The sequence below is a fragment of the Bacillus sp. SRL543 genome, from assembly GCF_984799205.1.
On record NZ_OZ481794.1, the window covers coordinates 3773535 to 3797022 of the forward strand.

General features: G+C 47.7%; 19 protein-coding genes, 1 pseudogene and 1 other annotated feature. Of the genes and pseudogenes, 8 read left to right on the top strand and 12 right to left on the bottom strand.

Annotated features, from left to right (window positions below; genetic code table 11):
• Positions 1 to 62: 62 nt before the first annotated feature.
• Entirely contained in the window at positions 63 to 665 is a 603-nt protein-coding gene (gene rpsD, locus AC4E8B_RS19260; protein ID WP_490214949.1) for a 30S ribosomal protein S4, read from the top strand.
• Positions 666 to 769: 104 nt separating this feature from the next.
• Here rpsD and tyrS read toward each other — a convergent pair whose 3' ends face one another.
• Complete coding sequence (tyrS, locus tag AC4E8B_RS19265; RefSeq protein ID WP_490214951.1) at positions 770 to 2026, bottom strand: tyrosine--tRNA ligase; 1257 nt, start codon at positions 2024 to 2026, stop codon at positions 770 to 772.
• A 75-nt stretch (positions 2027 to 2101) separates the two neighbouring features.
• Positions 2102 to 2324: a binding site (T-box leader), on the bottom strand.
• Positions 2325 to 2579: 255 nt separating this feature from the next.
• Between tyrS and AC4E8B_RS19270 the strand changes: the two genes are divergently transcribed.
• Positions 2580 to 5459: a transglycosylase domain-containing protein gene (locus AC4E8B_RS19270; RefSeq protein WP_490214953.1), complete on the top strand. Its 2880-nt coding sequence runs from the start codon at positions 2580 to 2582 to the stop codon at positions 5457 to 5459.
• Between the two features lie 40 nt (positions 5460 to 5499).
• Here the strand turns inward: AC4E8B_RS19270 and acsA are convergent, their stop codons facing one another.
• Positions 5500 to 7218: an acetate--CoA ligase gene (gene acsA / locus AC4E8B_RS19275; RefSeq protein WP_490214955.1), complete on the bottom strand. Its 1719-nt coding sequence runs from the start codon at positions 7216 to 7218 to the stop codon at positions 5500 to 5502.
• 250 nt (positions 7219 to 7468) lie between these two features.
• Here acsA and AC4E8B_RS19280 point away from each other — a divergent pair, with 250 nt between their 5' ends.
• The 4 genes and pseudogenes from AC4E8B_RS19280 to AC4E8B_RS19295 form a co-directional block, all read left to right on the top strand.
• Positions 7469 to 8101, top strand: coding sequence for a GNAT family N-acetyltransferase (locus tag AC4E8B_RS19280; RefSeq protein ID WP_490214956.1), 633 nt, complete (start codon positions 7469 to 7471; stop codon positions 8099 to 8101).
• Between the two features lie 35 nt (positions 8102 to 8136).
• Positions 8137 to 8784: an acetoin utilization AcuB family protein gene (locus AC4E8B_RS19285; RefSeq protein ID WP_490214958.1), complete on the top strand. Its 648-nt coding sequence runs from the start codon at positions 8137 to 8139 to the stop codon at positions 8782 to 8784.
• Positions 8781 to 9953: an acetoin utilization protein AcuC gene (locus AC4E8B_RS19290; RefSeq protein WP_490214960.1), complete on the top strand. Its 1173-nt coding sequence runs from the start codon at positions 8781 to 8783 to the stop codon at positions 9951 to 9953. The genes AC4E8B_RS19285 and AC4E8B_RS19290 overlap by 4 nt, the downstream gene beginning before the upstream one ends.
• Before the next feature lie 112 nt (positions 9954 to 10065).
• A pseudogene (locus AC4E8B_RS19295) lies at positions 10066 to 10422 on the top strand (hypothetical protein); the annotation flags it as partial.
• Positions 10423 to 10589: 167 nt separating this feature from the next.
• On the opposite strand, the gene motS reads toward AC4E8B_RS19295, so the two are convergent.
• The 4 genes from motS to AC4E8B_RS19315 all read right to left on the bottom strand — a co-directional run bounded on the left by motS (position 10590) and on the right by AC4E8B_RS19315 (position 14739).
• Positions 10590 to 11333 carry a flagellar motor protein MotS gene (motS, locus tag AC4E8B_RS19300; RefSeq protein ID WP_490214962.1) on the bottom strand — a complete coding sequence of 248 codons (744 nt, stop codon included), beginning with the start codon at positions 11331 to 11333 and terminating at the stop codon, positions 10590 to 10592.
• A complete protein-coding gene (motP, locus tag AC4E8B_RS19305; protein ID WP_490214964.1) occupies positions 11323 to 12141 on the bottom strand; it encodes a flagellar motor protein MotP in 819 nt (272 codons plus the stop codon). Before motP ends, motS begins: the two co-directional genes overlap by 11 nt.
• A 103-nt stretch (positions 12142 to 12244) precedes the next feature.
• The gene (gene ccpA, locus AC4E8B_RS19310) at positions 12245 to 13246 is read right to left on the bottom strand and encodes a catabolite control protein A (protein WP_490214965.1); all 1002 of its coding nucleotides are present in this window, start codon (positions 13244 to 13246) and stop codon (positions 12245 to 12247) included.
• A 416-nt stretch (positions 13247 to 13662) separates the two neighbouring features.
• Complete coding sequence (locus AC4E8B_RS19315; RefSeq protein WP_490219788.1) at positions 13663 to 14739, bottom strand: bifunctional 3-deoxy-7-phosphoheptulonate synthase/chorismate mutase; 1077 nt, start codon at positions 14737 to 14739, stop codon at positions 13663 to 13665.
• 246 nt (positions 14740 to 14985) lie between these two features.
• Between AC4E8B_RS19315 and AC4E8B_RS19320 the strand changes: the two genes are divergently transcribed.
• A complete protein-coding gene (locus tag AC4E8B_RS19320; RefSeq protein WP_490214967.1) occupies positions 14986 to 17145 on the top strand; it encodes a cell division FtsA domain-containing protein in 2160 nt (719 codons plus the stop codon).
• Positions 17146 to 17195: 50 nt separating this feature from the next.
• On the opposite strand, the gene ytxJ is transcribed toward AC4E8B_RS19320, so the two are convergent.
• From ytxJ to AC4E8B_RS19335, 3 genes are all read right to left on the bottom strand, one after another.
• Positions 17196 to 17525 carry a bacillithiol system redox-active protein YtxJ gene (gene ytxJ, locus AC4E8B_RS19325; RefSeq protein WP_490214968.1) on the bottom strand — a complete coding sequence of 110 codons (330 nt, stop codon included), beginning with the start codon at positions 17523 to 17525 and terminating at the stop codon, positions 17196 to 17198.
• A gap of 66 nt (positions 17526 to 17591) precedes the next feature.
• A complete protein-coding gene (locus tag AC4E8B_RS19330) occupies positions 17592 to 18092 on the bottom strand; it encodes a YtxH domain-containing protein (protein ID WP_490214970.1) in 501 nt (166 codons plus the stop codon).
• A gap of 21 nt (positions 18093 to 18113) precedes the next feature.
• Positions 18114 to 18629 (bottom strand): DUF948 domain-containing protein, encoded by a 516-nt coding sequence (locus AC4E8B_RS19335; protein WP_490214972.1) that lies wholly within the window; start codon positions 18627 to 18629, stop codon positions 18114 to 18116.
• 274 nt (positions 18630 to 18903) lie between these two features.
• Here AC4E8B_RS19335 and AC4E8B_RS19340 point away from each other — a divergent pair, with 274 nt between their 5' ends.
• Positions 18904 to 20019: an aminopeptidase gene (locus AC4E8B_RS19340; RefSeq protein WP_490214974.1), complete on the top strand. Its 1116-nt coding sequence runs from the start codon at positions 18904 to 18906 to the stop codon at positions 20017 to 20019.
• Between the two features lie 108 nt (positions 20020 to 20127).
• Here AC4E8B_RS19340 and murC read toward each other — a convergent pair whose 3' ends face one another.
• The 3 genes from murC to AC4E8B_RS19355 form a co-directional block, all read right to left on the bottom strand.
• Complete coding sequence (gene murC / locus AC4E8B_RS19345; protein WP_490214975.1) at positions 20128 to 21423, bottom strand: UDP-N-acetylmuramate--L-alanine ligase; 1296 nt, start codon at positions 21421 to 21423, stop codon at positions 20128 to 20130.
• 236 nt (positions 21424 to 21659) lie between these two features.
• A complete protein-coding gene (locus tag AC4E8B_RS19350) occupies positions 21660 to 22304 on the bottom strand; it encodes a hypothetical protein (protein ID WP_490214977.1) in 645 nt (214 codons plus the stop codon).
• 39 nt (positions 22305 to 22343) lie between these two features.
• Positions 22344 to 23444 carry a nicotinate phosphoribosyltransferase gene (locus AC4E8B_RS19355; protein WP_490214978.1) on the bottom strand — a complete coding sequence of 367 codons (1101 nt, stop codon included), beginning with the start codon at positions 23442 to 23444 and terminating at the stop codon, positions 22344 to 22346.
• Positions 23445 to 23488 lie beyond the last annotated feature (44 nt).

A 23488-nucleotide genomic window follows, 5' to 3' on the forward strand; every position in this document is an offset into this window, starting at 1 on the left:
TAATGATCGTACGCATCTGTTTTTATTTTACAACAAAATAAAAACACAAGGAGGAGTCATTCATGGCTCGTTATACAGGTCCAAGCTGGAAACTATCCCGCCGTCTTGGAATTTCTCTAAGCGGAACTGGTAAAGAATTAGAAAAGCGTCCTTACGCTCCAGGACAACATGGTCCAAACCAGCGCAGAAAAATTTCTGAGTACGGTTTACAATTACAGGAAAAACAGAAACTTCGCCATATGTACGGAGTTACTGAGCGCCAATTCCGCAACCTATTCGACAAGGCCGGCAAAATGCCTGGTAAGCACGGTGAAAACTTCATGGTTCTTTTAGAATCACGTCTTGACAACGTTGTTTACCGTTTAGGTTTAGCTCGTACTCGCCGTCAAGCTCGTCAGCTTGTAAACCACGGCCACATCATCGTTGACGGAGGACGCGTTGATATCCCTTCATACCGCGTTCAGCCTGGTCAAACGATCACATTGCGTGAAAAGTCACGCGGTCTTGACATCGTAAAGGAAGCAATCGAAGTAAACAACTTCGTGCCTGACTATTTGACTTTCGATGCTGACAAACTGGAAGGTTCATTCACTCGCATGCCTGAGCGTTCCGAACTTCCTGCTGAAATCAACGAAGCTCTTATCGTTGAATTCTACTCTCGTTAATCGGGAAAAGCACAAGAAAGCACCTGCCTTTTGGCTGGTGCTTTCTTTTTGCCATTTAAACAGAAAGGTCCGCCTCCTGCCGGAAGCGGACCTTTTTTTGCGGATTAATATCTGATAAGGAAGTATTTCTTTTTGCCGCGTCGGATGATTGTGAACTGGCCTTCAATGCGGTCTTTTTCTGTAAGTTCATAGTCTGTTTCTGTAATTCTTTCCCCATTCAGATAGACGGCGCCGTTCGATACATCTTCCCGGGCCTGGCGCTTGGATGGAGAAATCCCGGCTGCCGTCAGCAGGTCGACAATGCCTTTCTCTTCGCCTGTCGGCTCATAGGATGGCACATCCTTGAAGCCTTGGGTGATTTCTGACGCTGTAAGGTTTTTGACATCCCCGCTGAAAAGGGCGGCTGAAATTTTGATAGCCTGTTCAAGCGCTGCTTCACCATGGATCAGCTTTGTCATTTCTTCAGCAAGCGCCTTCTGCGCCTTGCGGAGATGAGCTTCCTCAGCAAGAGAGTTCTCAAGCGCCTCTATTTCCTCCTTTGAGAGGAAAGTGAAGTATTTCAGGTATTTGATGACATCGGCATCAGCAGTATTGATCCAGAACTGATAGAACTCATATGGAGAAGTCTTTTCAGGATCGAGCCAGATTGCCCCGCTTTCTGTTTTGCCGAATTTCGTTCCATCCGACTTTGTTACAAGCGGGATTGTGACACCATAGCCTTTGGCACCCTCAGGCATCATTTTCCGGATCAGCTCAAGCCCGGTTGTAATATTGCCCCACTGGTCGCTTCCGCCGATCTGCATCTTGCAGTTATGCTTCTCATACAGATGAAGGAAATCCATTGCCTGCAGGATTGTATAAGTGAACTCTGTAAAAGAAATTCCAGTATCAAGACGTGATGCGATGGTATCCTTTGCCAGCATATAATTAACTCCAACATGCTTCCCGTAATCCCTCAGGAATGTAACAATGTCCATGGAGCCTGCCCAGTCATAGTTGTTGACCATAAGGGCTCCGTTCTCACCTTCAAAGCTGAAGATTTTCTTCAGCTGCTGCTGGATGCTGCTGACATTATGCTGGATGGTTTCCAATGTCTGCAGTTTGCGCTCCTCGCTCTTTCCGCTCGGGTCGCCGATAAGCCCTGTGGCACCGCCGACAAGCACAATCGGCCTGTGGCCTTCATTCTGGAAACGGCGCAGTGTTAAAAACGGCAGCAGATGGCCGATATGCATACTGTCAGCCGTCGGGTCAATCCCGCAGTATAATGAAATCTTCTCTTTTTTCAGCAGCTCCTCTGTTCCCTCTTCATCTGTCTGCTGGTAAACAATGCCTCTCCATTTTAAATCCTCAAGCAAACTCATCTTTCTTCCTCCATTCAATTCTTCAAACGCCGGCAGCCTCCGTCGGAAAAAAACAAAAAAGCGCCCCTGCAAATATGCAGGGACGCTTAACAGCGCGGTACCACCCAAATTGAGGACACAGCTGTCCTCCGCTCTTTTCCTGATAACGGTTCAACCGTCCATCGCTAATACTGCATACGCAGATTCACAACAGAAGCTCCGGGAGGTAATTCATCCTTCTGCATGCACCGGCTCACAGCAACCGCCGGCTTTCTGAAACAGAGACAGAAGCACTACTCATTCCCATCAAAGCAGCTATTCAAATACAATAAGATAATACAAAAGTTTTACCATAAAAAACGGGGGTGTGTCAACCCGAAATGCGGAGGCGACTGTTCAGGTGCGACAAGCATCCATATATTTGCAGCTCCGCTTTCCAGCCTCCTCCGGCTTCAATAACCCCCTCACTAATGCCCCGACCCTCATTAAAAAGGAAATTTCAGAAAAATGTCAGTGCTTGTCAAATGGCGCCTGGGTTTGTGCTATAATGTATGTGGTTTTGGGGGTTTATAAAATGAAGGGGGAAAAACATAATTTGAACAATAAATTCAGATCCTGGCTAAGCCTCTTTACAAATAAAAAGACAGTAAAAGGCGCTTCTATCACCTATCAAGTCGTGTGGAATTTAACTCTTCTGTTCATTATACTCGTTGTACTCGGAGGAGCTTTTGCAGGAGGAGTGGGTGCCGGATATTTTGCCTCTCTGGTGAAGGAAGAGCCGATCCGTTCCTATGAAAGCATGAAGAAAGACATATACAATTATGAAGAAACATCAGAGCTTTATTTTGCCAATAATGTCTATCTCGGAAAACTCCGGACAGACCTTGAGCGGGAAGAAGTGAAGCTTGAAGATGTTTCAGTGCATCTGAAGGACGCAGTCGTTGCGACCGAAGATGAATATTTTTATGAGCATGACGGTGTTGTGCCGAAAGCAATTCTGCGCGCACTCTACCAGGAAGTATCAAACAGTGCTGTACAAAGCGGCGGAAGTACCTTGACACAGCAGCTGATCAAAAATCAGATCCTGACAAATGAAGTTTCATTCGAAAGGAAGGCAAAAGAAATCCTGCTCGCGCTCCGGCTCGAAAAATTCTTTGATAAAAAAGAAATTCTTGAAGCCTACCTGAATGTGTCGACGTTCGGGCGCAACTCTTCCGGACGGAATATCGGCGGCGTGCAGGCAGCGGCGAAGGGGATCTTCGGAGTTCCTGCCAGCGACCTGAATATTGCCCAGTCCGCCTTTATCGCCGGTCTCCCGCAGAGCCCTTTCGGATATACCCCTTTTACAAATAAAGGGTCCGTCAAAGAGGATCTGGAACCCGGATTGTCAAGAATGAAGACCGTTCTGAAACGGATGTATGATGACGGGAAAATATCCGATCAAGAATATCAGGAAGCCCTTGTTTATGATATTACCAAAGATTTCGTTCCTGCAGGCTCCAGTGCGGTTGAAAAATACCCTTGGGTCACATTTGAGATTGAGGAGCGTGCAGCCGAAGTTATGTCCAAGGTGCTGGCTGAAAAAGACGGTGCAATGGAGCAGTACAACAACGACGAGGAAACCAAGCAGCGTTACCTGGCTTTGGCTGACAAGAATCTGCGCCAAAACGGCTACAAGATCCATTCGACCATTAATAAGGAAATCTACGATGGAATGCAGCAGGTGAAAAATCAGTACCAGCATTACGGTCCTGATAAAGCCCAGATGGTAACTGACCCTGATACCGGTGAAGATGTAAGCATCATAGAACCAGTCGAAGTGGGAGCCGTCCTCATCGAAAATTCAACAGGAAAGATCATCAGCTTTGTGGGCGGCCGTGACTATAAGAGAGAGCAGCTGAATCATGCAACGCATGCGGTCAGGCAGAACGGCTCCACCATGAAGCCCCTCCTGGTTTACGCGCCTGCCATTGAGCTTGGCAAGGCATCACCGGGAACCATCCTGCCGGATGTACCGCTGATGCTTGCTCCCGGCTTGAATAGGCCATGGCCGAATAACTATGATTTGCGCTACACCGGGCTGGTAACGGCAAGATATGCCCTTGCGAAATCCTATAATGTCCCGGCCGTCAAACTATACAAGGATATTGTCGGCCAAAGGCCGGCAGAATATCTCAAGAAGATGGGCTTCACTTCTCTGCTGGAGCCTGACTATACGAACCTGGCCACTGCCATCGGCTCTCTTGAAAACGGTGTGACCGTTGAGGAAAATACCAATGCATTCGGTACTTTTGCCAACAGCGGCAAGTTTGTCGATGCCTATATGATTGATAAAATCACAGACAGAGACGGCAATGTTGTGTATCAGCATAAAACTGAGCCTGTAGATGTCTTCAGCCCGCAAACGGCATATCTTACTTACGATATGATGAGGGATGTTATTAACAGCGGTACAGCCACCTCTGTGAAGAACAGACTGAAGTTCAGTTCAGACTGGGCCGGAAAAACCGGTACAGGAAACATGTTCCATGATGCATGGTTTGTCGCGACGAACCCAAATGTCTCTTTCGGCATCTGGACAGGTTATGACACGCCGAAGTCATTAAAAACAGGCGGCATGAGCTACAGCATGCGGAATGTTTATCTCTGGGCAGATCTGATGAATGCAGCTTATGATGTTGCCCCGGATCTCGTTGACCCGAGCGAAAGCATGAAGATGCCAGGAGGGATTGTCAGAAGGTCCTTCTGCGGGGTATCCGGCCTTCTTCCATCGGCAGCCTGCTCGCAGGCCGGCCTGGTGGAGACAGACCTGTTCAACAGCAAATATGTGCCTACCAAAACGGATGACAGCCTTGTGAACGGAAAATTCGTCCGCATTGGCGATAAGAAATATCTGGCGCTCGATTCAACACCGGCCGAATTTGCTGAGTCAGGGCTTATTCTTAACCCTGATTATATCGAAAAGTTATTTGGCGTAAACGTAGATCCTAACCAGCTGATCCCCCAAAAGGACAGATGGTCAAAGGTTCTTGTGCCTCAGGATAAAATTGAGGACAACGGCAAAACGCCTTCCGCCCCGTCAATCAAAGGATCAGGAAGCTCCATCGTATGGGGTCAGCATCCTGAATCTGATGTGATCGGCTACAGGGTCTACAGCGGCGGAGCCAGAGTCGGCAGCGTGAAAGCTGGAACCGGCCTTTCATTCAGCGGCGGCAATGGTTCCTATTATGTCACGGCAGTCGATATTGCCGGCAAAGAATCAGGACCATCGAACACGATTCAAATCGGTCAGGCCGCACCGCCGGCAACGGACAAGCCGAAGGAAACGAAGCCATCCGATCCTCCGGGAGACAAACCAGAGGAAAAACCTGAAGATAAACCGGATGACGGAAACCCTGCTGATGGGGAGACGAATCCGGATGATGGAAGCCAGGATGACAGCGGCAGCCAGTGAAATAACGAAGGGAGAAGCCAATATGGCTTCTCCCTTTTTGTTAATCTTCCATTGTTGATAAGTCGCCTGTTGGCAGATCCAGCTCCCAGGCTTTAAGAACCCGGCGCATGATTTTTCCGCTCCGTGTTTTTGGAAGCTTGTCGCGGAATTCGATTTCACGCGGTGCCGCATGGGCGGCCAGGCCTTTTTTGACAAACTGGCGGATATCTTCAATCAATTCATCAGATGCTTCATAGCCATCCCTTAGTGCGATGAACGCCTTGATGATTTCCCCGCGGACAGGATCCGGCTTGCCGATGACTCCAGCTTCAGCGACGGCCGGATGTTCAACAAGCTTGCTTTCTACTTCGAAAGGCCCTACCCGCTCTCCTGAGGTCATGATGACATCATCGATGCGCCCCTGGAACCAGAAATAGCCGTCTTCATCCATATAAGCTGAATCTCCGGAAACATACCAGTCCCCAGGCATGAAATAGGATTGATATTTCGGTTCATTATTCCAGATGGTCTGCATCATGGACGGCCAGCCTTTTTTGATGGCCAGATTCCCCATCCGGTGAGGCGGAAGGATATTTCCCTGATCATCCACGATGGCAGCTTCTACGCCTGGTATCGGCTTGCCCATTGATCCCGGCTTGATCTCCATGCAAGGATAATTGCAGATCAGCTGTGCACCGGTTTCAGTCATCCACCATGTATCATGGATCCTCAAATGGAAGACCTTCATTCCCCATCTGACCACTTCAGGATTCAAAGGCTCCCCGACACTTAAGATATGGCGCAGGCTGCCCAGGTCAAAGTTCTTCACCACTTCGTCGCCGGCACCCATCAGCATGCGGAAAGCTGTTGGCGCACTGTACCAGACTGTTACCCCATATTCCTCGATCATTTTATACCATGTTTCCGGATTGAAGCGCCCGCCGACAATAACGTTGGATGCCCCCGAAAGCCATGGTGCAAAAATTCCATATGATGTCCCCGTCACCCAGCCAGGATCGGCCGTACACCAATAAACATCCTCTTCCTGCAGATCCAGGACCCATTTGGCTGTCTGGTAATGCTGGATCATTGCGTTATGTACATGCAAGACTCCTTTTGGCTTCCCTGTGGAACCGGAGGTATAGTGAAGGATCAGGCCGTCTGTCCGGTCCACCCATTCTATTGCCAGTTTTGTTCCGGCCTCTGCGAATTTTTTATTAAAGTCGATAAATGGGCCATCTTCTTCCACCCCATCCCCGACAAGGAATACAGTCTTCAAATCCGGAAGCTCATCCACCGGCACCCGGCCAAGCAGCTCCGGCGTTGTGATCAGAACCTTCGCCCCGCTGTCTTCAAGACGGTCGCGGACAGCTCCTTCCATGAACGCTTCGAATAAAGGCCCTACAATCGCACCTAGCTTAATCGCACCCAGAACAGAGAAATACAGTTCAGGCGAACGCGGCATAAAAATAAAGACGCGGTCCCCTTTCTCGACATCGCCATAATTTTTTAAAACATTGCCGGCCTTGTTGGAAAGATCCTTCATTTCCTTAAAGGTATACTTCTCTTTTCTTTGGCCGTCGCGGTAATATAATGCCACCTTGTTTTTCCGGAAAGATTCAGCATGTCGGTCTATGGCTTCATATGCCATATTGACTTTCCCGGTCTCGCTCCATGAAAACTCTTTTTCTGCTTCCTTCCAGTCAAATTGACTGTAAAGCTCGTCATAGTTTGCCAGGTTGAAATTCCCCTGGATTGCTGGCAGCGCTTCCACTTTCATTTGCATGCTCCCCCTTTTACAATGTTTGTCATTATTATAGTACAAAACATTTCTTTTCTCAATTTTTAAAATATTGAAAGCGGTGCCTATTGGCTGATTTAATACTTTTGTCATACAGGATATATACGATTTTAGCAGATTAAATATTTGCAATTTATTGATAAAATAGATTGAAAGCGCTTATAATGCCTGTTTTTATGTATAATAGGAAGTACATCTGAAATGCAATGATTTTTTTGGTGGTGAATCGATGGAACATACAATGATTTATAATGCGAAAGAATTAAAGACTGTTAAAGGGAGCCTGATCATCGAGGGTCCCGTCCCGTCAGGAACATTGGCACAATACGAGTTTCACGAGGACCTTGTCGCATTCCGTCCTCCGCATCAGCAGCACAAAGCCCTGGTTGAGATCGCTTCCCTTCCTGAAGGGAGAATCATCATCGCCAGAGACGGGATGACGATTGTCGGCTATGTGACCTATCTTTACCCCGATCCTCTTGAAAGATGGTCGGAAGGCAATATGGAAAACCTGATCGAGCTGGGGGCCATTGAGGTGATCCCGAAGTTCAGGGGAGCAGGTACAGGAAAAAGCCTGCTGCAGGTATCCATGATGGATGATTATATGGAAAATTATATTATCATAACGACAGAATATTATTGGCATTGGGATCTTAAAGGGACAGGACTGAATGTGTGGGAATATCGCAAGGTAATGGAAAAAATGATGAATGCTGGCGGCCTGGAATGGTATGCCACTGACGATCCTGAAATCAGTTCCCATCCGGCCAACTGCCTGATGGCAAGGATCGGCAAAAGGGTGGACCCTGAATCCATACAGAGGTTCGACCAGCTCCGCTTTATGAACAGATTCATGTATTAGCCTTTTCTATTTCTCTAGTTAAGGGGGAGATTTCCATGATTGTAGAAGACATAATGAAAGTCGATGTTGCCGCACTCTCTCCTGACCATTCTATTGCAGAAGCCCTCCGGCTTATGAATGACAGGAAAATCCGCCATCTTCCGATCGTAGATCCGGAGCGCCGGGTAGTCGGCATCATTTCTGACAGGGATATCCGTGATGCCGCTCCTTCCATTTTCCAGCTGGATGCGGACAGGAGCGAGCTTGGCAAGCCGCTGAAGGCAATCATGAAGACAGATATCATCACCGGCCATCCGCTTGATTTTGCGGAGGAAATTGCAGCAGTGCTATATGAACATAATATAGGCTGCGTCCCTATCGTGAAGGAAGGGACACTGGTCGGCATTGTAACGGAAACAGATCTGCTATATACCCTGGTGGAGCTGACAGGCGCCAATCAGCCTGGTTCGCAAATAGAAGTAAGGGTTCCGAACAGAGCCGGCGTTCTGTCGGATCTGACTGAGGTTTTCAAAGATCGCAAGGTCAATATCCAAAGTGTCCTCGTCTATCCTGACAAGCAGGATGAACAATATAAAATCATAGTGCTCCGGGTCAGGACCATGAATCCGCATACCTTGATATCAGACCTCAAAAAGGCCGGACATCATGTGCTGTGGCCGAATGCCCAGGGGATGCTGCCATGACCCGTGATAGCATTTTTATATTTTCAGAGGAGCTGCTGAACTATAAGTTCAATCCCCAGCATCCTTTTAACCAGCTGAGATTAAAACTTACACTTGATCTTCTTGAGCAGGCCGGGGCAATTGATGCCGGCAGCATCATTCCGCCCAGAACTGCTTCCGATGAGGAAATATGCCTTATCCATGATCCCAATTATGTACAGGCAGTGAAGCTGGCAGGCCAGGGCAAGCTTCCGGCAGAAATGGCCGAAAGCTATGGAATTGGTACAGAGGACACACCGATTTTTGCTGATATGCACGAAGCCAGCTCCCTGCTTGTCGGAGGAAGCCTGACTGCTGCAGATTATGTAATGGAGGGCAAAGCACAGCATGCCCTCCATCTCGGAGGCGGCCTTCACCATGGATTCCGCGGCAAAGCATCGGGGTTCTGCATTTACAATGACAGCTCTGTTGCCATAAAGTATCTTCAGGAAAAATACAAAGCCCGCGTCCTTTATATCGACACCGATGCACATCACGGTGACGGTGTCCAATGGGCATTCTATGATGATCCGAATGTGTGCACCCTGTCAATCCATGAAACTGGCCGCTATCTTTTTCCCGGGACCGGCAATGTCAATGAAAGAGGGCAGGGAAAAGGGTACGGCTATTCTTTCAATATCCCGGTGGACGCCTTTACGGAAGATGAATCATGGCTTCACGCTTACCGGGATTCAGTAAGAGAAATTGCCGACTTTTTCCGCCCCGACGTCATTGTGACTCAGAATGGCGCCGACTCTCATTATTTGGATCCGCTTACACATTTATCTGCGACAATGAAAATCTACCGTGAAATCCCTAAGCTGGCCCATGAAATTGCCCATCAATATTGTGATGGAAGATGGATTGCCGTCGGAGGAGGCGGCTATGATATCTGGCGGGTTGTGCCAAGGGCATGGGCCCTGATCTGGATGGAAATGACGGAAAACTCCAATTGTTATGGAAAATTGCCTGAGGGATGGATCCAAAAATGGAAAGACAAGGCTCCGGTAGAACTGCCGGAAAAATGGGATGATCCGGACAACCTTTATCCGCCCATCCCCCGCAAGCCTGAAATAACCGAGAAGAATGCCAATACAGCAGCCAAGGCGCTTTATCCTATCCGCAATAAGGCACACTCTGAATCGCTGTAGCCGATCCGGCAAAAAATCAGCCAGCCATGCCCTTTGTCCAAGCTCTTCCTTTCAGTTAGCATACAATATGCTGTGATGCTTTCTATGAAAGGAGAAATGCAATTTGGGAAAAATGAGGACTCTCTCCACAGGTGTCCTGCGCAAAGAGCCAGGAACAGTGGCTGCGGTTGTCAATCTGGCCAACACAGGGCAAAGCGGGCAGGAAGTGACTGTAGAAGTATGGAACTGGTCGTCCTATTCAAAACCGGTAAAGCTTCCTGTCCTGATCGGTAAGAATAATGCGGCGATGTTTCCGCATAAGCTGGAATCTGAGAAGCTGGCGGTCATGTATACAAATCTTGCTGGTGTACTTTTTTATGAAATCCGGATTATCGGCGGCAATGAAGTGATAGCGAATTGCTTTGGAAGGAATGCGAGCCTTGCTGCCCAGGAAGGGAATACTGTTCTCCATCAGCAGCTTGCACCTGTAGGCGGAGATGATGATGGCGAATTTGGATTCAATTTGGACTCGCTGCCCTGGCCCTGGCTCCTCTCAGAATTCGGCAAGAAATTCCTTGACAAAAAATGACAGAAGCAAGCAGGAAAAGGCTGTATCTCAAGATAACATTCTGATGAGATACAGCCTTTTCCCTGTTTCTATGAATCTGTATTTTCCTCATAGCGGGGATCCGAAATGATAACTTCAACCCGTCGGTTCTTTTCGAGATTTTCCGGCGAGTCATTCGGGACAAGCGGCCGGGTGTCCCCGTAGCCAACAGCAATAAAGCGTTTGCTGTCAAGGCCGCCTGTGCCTGCCAGATACCGGATGACGCTGCTTGCACGCGCGGCAGACAGCTCCCAATTGGACGGATACCGGTACGTGGCAATCGGCCTGTTATCCGTGTGCCCCTCAACCTTCACCAGGTTCGGCATGTCAGCAAGCAGAGACCCCACCTTGTCGAGGAAACCGCTATCCCTGTCAATGATTTCAGCTTCACCGGATTCAAACAGCACCTGCTCCTGAAGGACCAGTACAACGCCCCGCTCTGTCCGGTTGGCCACAATAACATCCTCCAGGCCATTCTTTTCAAGATAGCCTTCCACTTCCTGCAGAAGGTTCTCCAGCCGCTCTTCTTCCTGCCTGTCAGAGTCAGGCCCCTGATTCACGATATTCTCCTCATTTTGAGAAGGATTCTCGAATGGGATGAGCGAGGGATAAAAGTCCATGAACTGCTTATCCTGAAAAGATTCAGAAACCGCCTTGAATTTGACAATATCAATCTGCGACATTGAGAATAGCAAAATGAAGAATACGAGAATCAGTGTGACAAGATCGGAGAATGTCACCATCCACTTCGGAGCACCCTTCGGCTCTGTTCTCGGGCGTCTGTTAATCGCCATATTCCAGAGCCTCCGCCGATGCTTGAGCCTCATACTTCTCTTTTCTTTCCCGGGCAGAAAGGAAAGCGCCAAGCTTTTCTTCCAGCAGCCTTGGATTCTGTCCTGCCTGAACCCCCAGGACACCTTCAATGATGATCTGCTTCAGAAACACTTCCTTTTCCGTTTTTAGAAGAAGCTTGGCTGCCATCGGCAAGAAAACAAGATTGGCCAAAAGCGAACCATATAAGGTGGTAAGAAGGGCGATCGCCATATTGGGCCCCAGGCTTGCAGGGTCATTCAGATTTTTCAGCATCAGCACTAGTCCGATTAGTGTCCCGATCATCCCCCAGGCAGGAGCATATTCTCCGGCTTTATCAAGGATGCTTCTGCCCTTCCGGTGCCTTTCTTCCATAGCTGTGATTTCGGCATTCATAATATCATTGATCACATCCGGCTCCAGCCCGTCGACTGCCAGCAGGACACCCTTCCTGACAAAAGGGTCTTCCACCTGTTCGATCTCGCTTTCCAGAGACAGCAGACCTTCGCGGCGGGCCTTATCCGATAGCTTCACAAATACATCAATAATCTCAGCCAGACTTTTTTCATCATTTGAAAAAGATTGGCGGACCACTGTAAATGAATGCTTGATGTCCCTCAATGGAAAGCTGACCAGCAGGCCGGAAATCAGTCCGCCAAGGACAATCAGCATAGACGCGGGATCCACAAATGACAGAAATCCGCTGAATCCCCCGTTTGTCATAATTCCAAAAACCAGCATTGCAAAACCGATAAACAAGCCAATCGGTGTAAGAGTATCGAGCTTTCTCATAATTCCTCTCCCTGGTTAGCTTATAATCCAATAACGCCTGTGAGCAGAATCCTTCATGCCCTGCACTGAGGATCCTGCCCGCTCTCTCTTTATATCGGCGCCTTTATGATTTTGTTGAGTCTCGATATTCAATCCGGTGAGGCAGCACCACAATGTTTTCCGTTACTTTCTCTTTGTTCATATACTTGGTCAGAAGGCGCATGGCAACAGCTCCGATATCATACAGCGGCTGGACGACGCTCGTCAGCTGGGGCCTTACCATCAGAGCAAGGCGCGTGTTGTCTGAGCTGATGACTTCAACGTCATTCGGTACAGAAAAGCCTTTGTCCTCTGCGCCATGGACGACACCGAGGGCCATTTCATCAGACCCGGCAAAGATAGCTGTCGGCTTTACAGATGCTTCCATCAGCTTTTCAAAAGCTTCAATTCCGGAATCGTACGTGTAATCTCCTTCTGCAACCAGTTCTTCCTTATATTCAATGCCCGCTTCACTAAGTGCCCTTTTGTAGCCGGCAAGCTTTTTCGCTTCATTGATCGGTTCATGCAGCGGCCCGATGGCGATTCCGATCTCCTTATGGCCTTTTTCGATGAAAGTCTGTACCGCATCATAAGCGGCCTGCTCGTAATTGATATTTACGGAAGGAATTTTCTCAGATTCCTCAATGGAACCGGCCAGAACGATCGGTACGGGTGATTTTTCGAATTCAACCACATGTTCGGCTGTGATGTTTCCGCCCATGAACACGATTCCATCCACTTGCTTGCCGAGCATTGTATTCAGCAGGTGAAGCTCTTTATCTTTATTCTGATCAGAGTTGCTCAATATAATATTGTACTTGTACATTGTTGCAATATCCTCGATGCCCCTTGCCAGCTCTGCGAAGAAGGTGCTTGAAATATCCGGGATGATGACGCCGACAGTGGTCGTTTTCTTGCTTGCAAGCCCCCTGGCGACTGCATTCGGGCGGTACCCGAGCCTCTCGATGACTTCGAGCACCTTTTTCCTTGTAGCAGGTTTTACATTCGGGTTTCCATTTACTACACGGGAAACCGTTGCCATTGAAACATTTGCTTCACGGGCAACATCATAGATTGTTACATTCATTTAAAACACTCCTTTTTCACTTGAACATTCCTCTTTTACCACACTGCCTAGCCATTATCCTTTGCCAATCAGCTTTATTAATAAAAAGAAAAATATAATTTGATTTGGCCATGCATTTTTTAAGTTCATTACTTATGTTGTCCTGATATTCCAAACAGTAACGCAATTTTCCTGCTTGTGAATAGCTAAACTTGTCTAATTATGTCTTTAATCATACGACAGACGGGCGTTTGCCGCAATGTAAAGCCCTTTTATTTTACAAAAAAGCAGGGATTTATTCAAAGGCATCACTCTGCGGATGCCAAAATCTCTTTATTTTTTGCAAATGGCCCTCCTGGCATAAAAAAGGCTCTCCTGAAAAATCAGAAGAGTCCTTTTTATATAGCCGGCAAAGGCATATCTCTGTTTCTGCCGCCTTATACTTTTACAAAAGACGATGCCTTGAGCTGAGCCATGAAATCGTCAAACTGATTCAGATCCATCTGCTGTGCTGAATCTGAGAGCGCCACTGCAGGATCAGGATGGACTTCGGCCATGACGCCGTCAGCACCGATCGCAAGTGCTGCTTTAGCTGTTGGAAGAAGCAGATCCCTTCTGCCGGTTGAGTGGGTCACGTCCACCATGACAGGAAGATGCGTTTCCTGCTTCAGGATTGGCACCGCAGAAATATCAAGCGTATTGCGTGTTGCGCGTTCGTATGTGCGGATGCCCCTCTCGCAGAGGATGATCTGCCCATTGCCCTGAGCCATGATATATTCAGCAGCATTGATGAATTCTTCAATGGTAGCCGCAAGGCCCCTCTTTAGCAGCACCGGTTTATTGGCAGCCCCGGCTGCTTTCAGGAGCTCGAAGTTCTGCATATTTCTTGCTCCGATCTGGATGACGTCCAGATATTCCGAAGCTGTTTCAATATCGGCAGGGTTGACTATTTCACTGATGACGGCAAGATCATATTCATCAGCGACCCTTTTCAGGATTTTCAGGCCTTCAAGCCCCAGCCCCTGAAAATCATATGGAGAGGTTCTCGGCTTGTAGGCACCGCCGCGGAGAAGCTTCATGCCTTTTGCCTTGACTGCTGCCGCAACCGTAGCCACTTGTTCATAAGACTCAACAGCACATGGGCCAAAGACAAAATGCGGATTGCCGTCGCCGATTTTTTCGCCCCTTAAATCGACAATGGTATTTTCCGGCTTTTTCTTCCGGGAAACAAGGAGCGCTTTACGGTGGTCATCCTTCTGCAGTTCAAGACCTGCCTTAAAGATTTCCTTGAACAGATGCTCGATCGTTGAATTTTCAAACGGGCCTTCGTTATGTTCCTTGATGGAATTCAGCATGTTTCTTTCACGGACAGGATCATAGCGGTTAACACCCTGGGTTTCTTTAACCCTTCCGATTTCCTGAACAAGGCTTGCCCTCTCGCTGATCAGTGATAACAGCTGCAGATTGATTTCCTCTACTCTATCGCGCAGATGATCTAATTCTTTATTGCTCATCATGTCCCGTCCCTTCTCTTTGGCTGAACCGAAGTATTGCATCCATTATTAGTGTCCGCTACGGTTCTTCTTTATCGGCCTGTTAAAATATGATACATTTTTTATAATTAGGGATTATTATATAGTAATTAACTGCCATTGTCACGCATTTTTTCTTCATTAATTAAACGCTTTTAAGCATTAAAGAATTATGCCTGTGCTGATAGGCTTGATTCTCTATCCTTATACTAAAAGAAGGTGCATCCTTTGCTTAAAAATAAAATATTCGCCCTTGATATCGGAACCCGTTCAGTGGTCGGCATCATCCTGGAAGAGCAGGACGGGCAGTTTAAAGTAATAGATATCCACACAAAAGAACATAAAGAACGGGCTATGCTTGACGGACAGATCCATGATGTCATCTCTGTATCGAAAGTCATTGCTGAAATAAAAGAAGACCTTGAAGCAGCCCATGGCCCTTTGAAAAAAGTTTGCGTCGCAGCTGCCGGAAGGGCCCTCAAAACCAAAAGGGCACAGGCAGCCGTCAATATCACCGGCAAGCCAATGCTGCAGAAGGATGATATCCTCCATCTCGAGCTGAGCGCGGTCCAGCAGGCGCAGGCTGAAGTAGCCGAAGAGCAGAAGTCGGATAAAAGCCATTATTATTATTGTGTCGGATACTCTGTGCTCTATTACAGGATGGATGGCGAAGAAATTGGCAATCTCATTGACCAGCAGGGAGAAGAAGCTTCAGTCGATATCATTGCAACCTTCCTTCCAAGAGTGGTCGTTGAGTCGCTGATTTCCGCCCTTCACCGCGCAGGCCTTGAAATGCAGGCCCTTACACTCGAGCCGATCGCCGCCATCAATGTCCTGATCCCGCCTTCCATGAGGAGGCTGAACGTTGCGCTTGTCGACATTGGGGCCGGCACCTCGGATATCGCCCTGACAGATTCCGGAACAGTCATTGCTTACGGTATGGTGCCTGTAGCAGGGGATGAGATCACTGAAGCGCTCAGCGACCAGCTGCTCCTCGATTTTCCTTTGGCTGAGGAAGCAAAGCGGAGGCTTCTTGAACACAGTACAATCCAAACCACGGATATCCTCGGCTTTGAAACAGAATGGGCAAGTGAAGAGATCATTTCACAAATTGGACCGGCGGTCGAAATGCTTGCAGATTCAATCTGTACAGAAATTCTGCAGCTCAATAATCATAAACCGCCCAAGGCTGTCATGCTTGTAGGGGGAGGGAGCCTTACGCCGCGCCTGCCGCAGATGGTGGCCGCCCGCCTCAACCTCCCGGATAACCGGGTTGCGATCAGGGGGATCGATGCAGTCGCTTCCCTTGCCTTCGCCGATCATATATTAAAGGGTCCCGATCTTGTCACACCGGTCGGGATAGCGCTAGCAGCCTTGCAGTCTCCAGTCCAGTACAGGACCGTTTATGTAAATGACCAGCCTGTCCGCCTTTTTGAAGTAAAAAAACTTACAGTGGGCGACTGCCTCCTTGCAGCCGGAATAAAGATGAGCAAGCTGTATGGAAAACCGGGAATGGCAAAAATCATATCCCTGAATGGCCTCAGCATTACAATACCTGGAGAGCACGGCAATCCGCCAGTCCTGCTGCGAAATGGATCAGCTTGTTCTTTTGATGACGGAGTCATGGATGGGGATATGCTGACAGTTGCCCGGGGCGCTGACGGAAGAGCATCTTTTCTTAAAATTAAGGACCTGGTCGATACCATACCGGATAAACACGTCAAGGTCAACGGGAAGGACTGCACTGTCAAAGCAGTCATTTCCAAAAACGGTATAGCAGCTTCTCCGGACGATACTGTGGAGGACCGCGATAAAATTGAATGCAGAAGCGCTGACAGCATCGAAGCTGTATTGAAGGCTCTCAGCCTTGAAGACTTATTAAAAAGCACTAAACCCTTCCATTTGACAATGAATGGAAAAGAAACTTACATCCCTTCCCTTTCTGGAAAGCTTACCCGGAACGGGATTGAGGCAAAGCCTGGAAGCAGCTGTGAGGACAGGGATGTAATCGAGGCCGCCGGAAGGAATCAGACAACAGTGGCAGAGCTGGCTGAAAAGAAGCAGCTGTTACTGGAACGGACTTTGCCTGTCTTCTTTAATGGTGAGCGCATTATCCTAAAAAGGGAGGCAATTGAAATTTGGCGGGGGGATATGAAACTGGACGCTGAAAGTATCATCAGGAACGGAGATTCCATCCTGATCAGGCAACTCCCCGAAGAACCATTCATTTTCCAGGACCTTTTCACTTATGTTGAAGTAAAGCCGCCAGCTCAGGCAGCCGGCAGTTTTGAATTGAAAATAAATGGAAGGAAATGTTCCTTCCATGAACCGGTAAATGCGGGGGACACCCTTCATATCCACTGGCCACAGCACATAAAGGTTAAGTAGATGAATAAAATAAAAATGCCGTCCCTATCCCGGAACGGCATTTTTTTTATTCAGCTGTTTTCACTAATAGCCTTTGCCAGTGAATCTTCTGTAATTTTCCAATGGGACGCATGCCAGACAACATCTTTGTTAGAGAAAAGAATCGCCTGAGGAGATTCATGCTTAATATGATACTCCTCAGCCACATGATTGGAAACCGGACGGGCGTCCTGCACAGTCAAAAAATAAGCCGGAATGCTGCTGTTTGCAGACGTGAAGCTTTCATACTCTTCATATGCCGCCTGGCTTACAGGGCAGGTGGTGCTGTGCTTAAGCAGAAAGACCGGGCTCTTTTCTTCTAAAATGCTATTAAAATCTTCGGTTGAATGTATTTGTTTCATCCTATTTCCTCCTGAAATAAAGAATGCGGTGAAGTCATTTTATCACTTCACCGCCCTATTTCCAAATTATCGGTATTTCATTTCTGTTTCATCGAAAGCGTTCTTTGTTTCCTCCAGCTTCTGCTGTATACTTTCTCCGTCTTCTTCAGAAAGCACTGCGGAAGATTCAGAAGGCACGGTTTCAGTATACGCCTCCTCATCTTCGCTGGAAGCTTCAGATTGGCTGCCTGCTTTTCCTGACATGCCCTTCACCTTATCAACCAGGCCTGATGACTGCTTGGATACACTCTGGGTGAGAGTGCTTGTCTTTTCCTTTGCCGCAGAAGCCAGCTCAGATCCTTTTGTCATGGCCGTCTCTTTTAGGTGGCCGGTTTTTTCCTTCAGTACGGCTGCCTGATCATTCAGGTCGGTCCTCAGCTCTTTCCCGGTCTTTGGAGCCAGGAATAGTGCTGCTGCAGCCCCCACCATTCCGCCGATAAGGGCACCAATCAGAAAATCTTTTGAATTGATGCTGTCATCCGGCTTTGCTTCATTTGTCTGCGTGTTCATTCTTTCATTGTATGCCATGCGGGATCCTCCTACATTTCCTTAATATTTTGCTCTTTCTCTTTCTCTGGCTCTTACTGCCGCTCTTTCTACTGCTCTTTCTGCAGGCGGTATATCCTCAATCTGGTTCTGGAGCGGGGAAGACTCCTGCTTGCGAAGCTTCCACTTATCTTTCAGCTCAAGAAATACATTGCTCCATTGCACCACCTGGGATATTTTATCCTTGTTCTGTTCAACCTGCGTATTGACCGAGGAAGAAATGGACTGGATCGTGCCATTGAACTTCCTTACAGAATCTCCTACATCCCTCACCGCATTGACAACTCCGTTAAGGCTTTCAGACTTCTGCTGAATGTCGCTTGCAAGAGCATTGGTCTTATGGAGCAGAACAGTGGTCTCCCGTGTTACGCCGTCCAGCTGCTGCTCAAGTCCATTCAGGGTAGTTGACACACTATCTAAAGTTGTCTGCAGGGATTTCAACGTACGGGACAGGAAAATGACGAGCACTAAAAAGGCGACCGCTATCAAAGCCACGCTCAAATATAGAATAATTTCCAAAAGAAGCACCTCCATGATTGTTATATATTTATTCTATTACCCGGGGAGAAGCGCCTTAAACCAAGGCCGTCTTTGTAAGTAATTCCATCCCCCGGACCGGATCTCCTGCTTTTAGGGGGATTTTGCTTCTAATTAAAACAGACTATGTACGAAAAATATTATATCCGCCGGCAGGGCGCTTTTGCAAATTCACCCCTGAAATCAATACTTACAGCAGAAATCACTCTTTTCGGGTACAATAATAGCTGTACGACGAAATGAAGGAGGAATCAGGATGAAAGATCCCCGGATTCAGACATTGGCAAAAAATCTGATTAATTATTCAGTGCGCCTTCAAAAAGGCGAGAAAGTTTTAATCGAAAACTTCGGTCTCCAGCGGGAGCTGGTTACTGCACTTGTTACAGAAGCATATGCAGCGGGAGGCTACCCGTTTGTGCTTTTAAAAGACCAGCAGGTCGACAGGGCGCTTTTGCTCGGGGCACAGGATGAACAGTTCAATATGATGGCTGACTTTGAAGCAAACGTGATGGGCAAAATGGATGCCTATATCGGCTTAAGATCCGGAGATAATATCAATGAACATGCCGATGTGCCGGATGATAAAATGAAAATCCACGGCAGCACGATCGGCAAGAAGGTCCACAGGGAAATCCGTGTTCCAAAAACAAAATGGGTTGTACTGAGATATCCCAACTCTTCAATGGCCCAGCTTGCGAAAATGAGCACAGAGGCTTTCGAAGATTTCTATTTTAATGTTTGCAACCTGGACTATGGCAAAATGGACAAAGCGATGGACAGCCTTGTAGAACTCATGGATAAAACAGACAAAGTAAGGCTGACCGGCCCCGGGACAGACTTGGCCTTCTCCATTAAGGATATTCCGGCAATCAAATGCTCTGGACAGATGAATATTCCGGACGGCGAAGTATATACAGCCCCTGTGAAGGATTCCGTCAACGGCGTGATTACATATAACACTCCATCCCCTTATCATGGATTTACTTTTGAAAATGTCAAGCTCACCTTTAAGGATGGTAAAATTGTTGAGGCAACCGCAAATGATACAGACAGGATCAACAAGATCTTTGATACCGATGAAGGAGCACGCTATATCGGTGAGTTCGCCATCGGGGTGAACCCTTATATCCTTCATCCTATGCAGGATATTCTCTTTGACGAAAAAATCGATGGAAGTTTCCACTTTACGCCAGGGCAATGCTATGATGAAGCATTCAACGGCAATTCGTCCAATATCCACTGGGATATGGTCAATATCCAGCGCCCGGACTATGGCGGAGGAGAAATCTTCTTTGACGATGTCCTGATCCGCAAGGACGGCAGGTTCGTCATCCCGGAACTCGAGGCACTGAATCCGGAAAACCTAAAATAATGCAGCAAAAAAGGATGCAGCATAAGCCTGCATCCTTTTTCTTATGTAGCCGGGCATTCCCGGAGAGCGCCAGGACACAGCCTGCCTAACGCTTCTGCCCGGAACAGCTTACAGCGTACCCTCGTATGCTTCCTGGAATTTCTGGATATCCCCTGCTCCCATAAAGAGGATGACACTATTTTCGTGCTGCTTCAGTGCACTTGTGTCTTCTTCTTTTATGATTTCAGAGCTTGGGATCCTGTCCTGAAGGTCTGTGATGGTCAGCTTTCCATGGTTCTCCCTTGCTGAGCCGAAAATATCGCAAAGATAAACTTTATCAGCTTTATTAAGGCTTTCGGCAAAGTCATCCAGAAAAGTCTGTGTCCGGGTAAAAGTGTGGGGCTGGAAAACAGCAACTATCTCTTTTTCCGGATATTTCTGCCTGGCTGCATCAACCGTCGCGCGTATCTCTGTCGGATGATGGGCATAATCATCAATGATAACCTGGCTTGCCACTTTCTTCTCCGAAAATCTTCGCTTCACTCCCTCAAATGTCAGCAGGAGCTCCTTGACGATATCCGAATCAATCTCCTCATAATGGCAAAGGGCGATAACCGACAATGCATTCAGCACATTGTGGTCGCCGAACTGGGGGATTGAGAAAGTATCATAGAAGGTATTGCGGACAAAAACATCAAAGGTTGTTCCTTCCGTGCTCTTGATGACATTCCTGGCCTGGAAGTCATTCTCCTCGCCAAAACCGTAGAACAGGACAGGGACCTTTGCCTGGATCTTTTGCAGCTGCTCATCATCGCCGCATGCAAAAATACCCTTATTCACCTGCCATGACATCTCCTGGAATGCAGAGAATACATCATCAATATTGGCGAAATAATCAGGGTGGTCAAAATCTATATTCGTCATGATTGCATAATCAGGGAAATATGAAAGAAAATGCCTTCTGTATTCGCAAGCCTCAAACACGAAATATTCAGCATCGGCATCCCCTCTGCCCGTTCCGTCCCCGATCAGGAATGAAGTCGGTTTAGCCCCCTTAATAACATGGGCCAGCAGCCCTGTAGTGGAGGTCTTGCCATGCGCCCCAGTAACAGCTACACTGGTGAACTTCTTCATAAAATCCCCAAGGAAGCGGTGGTAGCGGACGATTGGAAGGCCAAGCTTCATGGCTTCCTGGATTTCTTCATGCGTATCCGGGTATGCATTGCCTGCTATCACGGTCATTCCAGGCTGTATGTTTTCCTTTTGGAAAGGAAGGATCTTTATTCCTGACTGTTCAAGCGAAACCTGTGTGAAAAAACGCTTTTCTACATCAGATCCCTGAACATGATAATTCATATCATGAAGGACTTGAGCCAAGGCGCTCATTCCAGACCCTTTTATACCTACAAAATGGTAAATAGTCATATAAAGAACCTCCAACTGTCGTCTATCTGTAACACAGTATATGACATCTGACTATATTTTGCTCATATCTTCATTACGGACAAATGTTTCCTGCATAAGCAGATTAAAGTATTATATCATCTTTCAATCACAAAAACTATGTAGCACCTGGGCCAGACGGCCGTCAGGAACAGCATGAACGGGCTTTGGCCGCCAATTCATGGCTGAAATTGGAAAAATAATCAGCAGGCATAATATCAAAAAGCTCCCTCCCTGAAAAGGAAAGCAAGGGCAGACTTTTTTAAAAACGACCTCCAGGTCATGCCTTCCCCGGAAGCCATCGATTCTTTGTATCCGTCAATTATGGGTGCTGTGCTGTCCAGTGGAAACGCAGGACCAAAGCAAAAGCTCCCGGATAAAACCGGTATGCACCTGATGAAATAGGAGCGACCCTCCTCAAGGCTGATGCTGTCCGAAAGCTTCAGCTGAAGCTTTTCCCCAGTGAGGATATCAGAGGCAGCAAATTCATCGCCGTCTGCCCATTCAATCCTTACAGGCTGGAGGACAGAGCTCAGGTAAAGGGCTCCCTGAATGAGATCAGCCTCGGCCAATTGGCCGGAATTCCGGCGGAGGAAAAGGTTAAACATGGTAAAGCCCCTGATGCTTATATAATCGAATAAGAACCAGTCCTCAAACACTTCTTCCTGTTCACTGCTGAAAGGGATTCCTCCCGGGAGGCCCGCTGCTTCCCGGAAAATATGGCGGGCACGGACCTTTTCCCTTATGTTGGCATTCACCGCAGTATCCCTCTGTGCTTTCCGGTAAAGGGCAAGTGCGTTTTCTTGGCCTTTCGCCTGTTTCTGTTTGCGGAAGGCTTCCAAGTCTTTAATTGAATTTTCCATGTCCGGCTGCTCCTTCCACTTCCCAGGGCCGAAAATGAATTAAAGCTCTGCTTTTTCCAGCCGCGGATTCGGCCTGTAGCGCCTTCCTGCTTTTGCCGCATGCTTGCCATTAATCAGCACATTATCTCCGGTGAAGCCAATATTGATTTTCAGCAGGCTGTTGCCGATGCCATAGGTATCGACAGGCACACCTCTTTCTTCAAAATCCTGGATTCTTGTTTCATTGAAGCCGCCGCTGACAACAATTTTCACATGATTGAATCCTTCGTCATCCAGCGCTTTCCGCAAAGCAAAAATCAGCTCCGCATTCACACCTCTCGGATCAAAGGTCCCGAGAAGATGCTGATTCCTCAGGAAATATTGATCGATCATTGTCCTGGAGGTATCAACGCGGACACCCTTCAGTTCATCGCCGAATTCCCTCGCAACCTTCAGGGAGTCTGTTATGGCATCATTATTATAATCAACAAGTGCAATCAGTGCATCCTCCGGGTAAGTCTCCTGGTACGCCTTCGTTGCTGCTACTAAATCTCCGTCAAACATCTGGATAAGGGCATGCGGCATCGTTCCCATCCCCTGCTTGCCCCACCATTCGTTCATGGCATGGGTAGCCTGGGCAGTCGCTCCGCCTATATGGGCGGCATAGCCGTCCCCGGCCTGGGTGATATAATGGTCATCCCGGTCACCCATGAAAATGACCTGCTTTTGCCTGCCTGACGTCCCTGCCGCCTTGACTGTGTTATACACATTAGTCGCAACTGAAGTTCTCCTCGCAAGGATGCCGTCAATGATCCCCTCCAGATAGCCGAAGCTCTGGTAAGGCCCGGTAATGGTCATGACCGTTTCAAACGGGCTGATTTTATCACCGTCCTTCAGAGAGAAGATCTCCAGCTCCTCAGGGTTCTCAGCGAATGTATGGACCAATGCAATAACTTCATCTGTACCGCAAAGAACAGCATGGTTTTTCTGGAAAAACTGCATCGTCACGATATTGTTCTTGTGGTACTTTTTGACAATATCACGTGTTTTTAAGAAATAGACAGCTGAAAACCAGCCGTCTTTCACTCTTTCATCGAATTTAAAGGTCTTATTTGTAAGCCGCTTGATCTTGCCTTGAATCTTAAGCTCGATTTCTTTCATCCTTAAGCTCCTCATACCAAATCAGTTATAACATCCGTTATTTT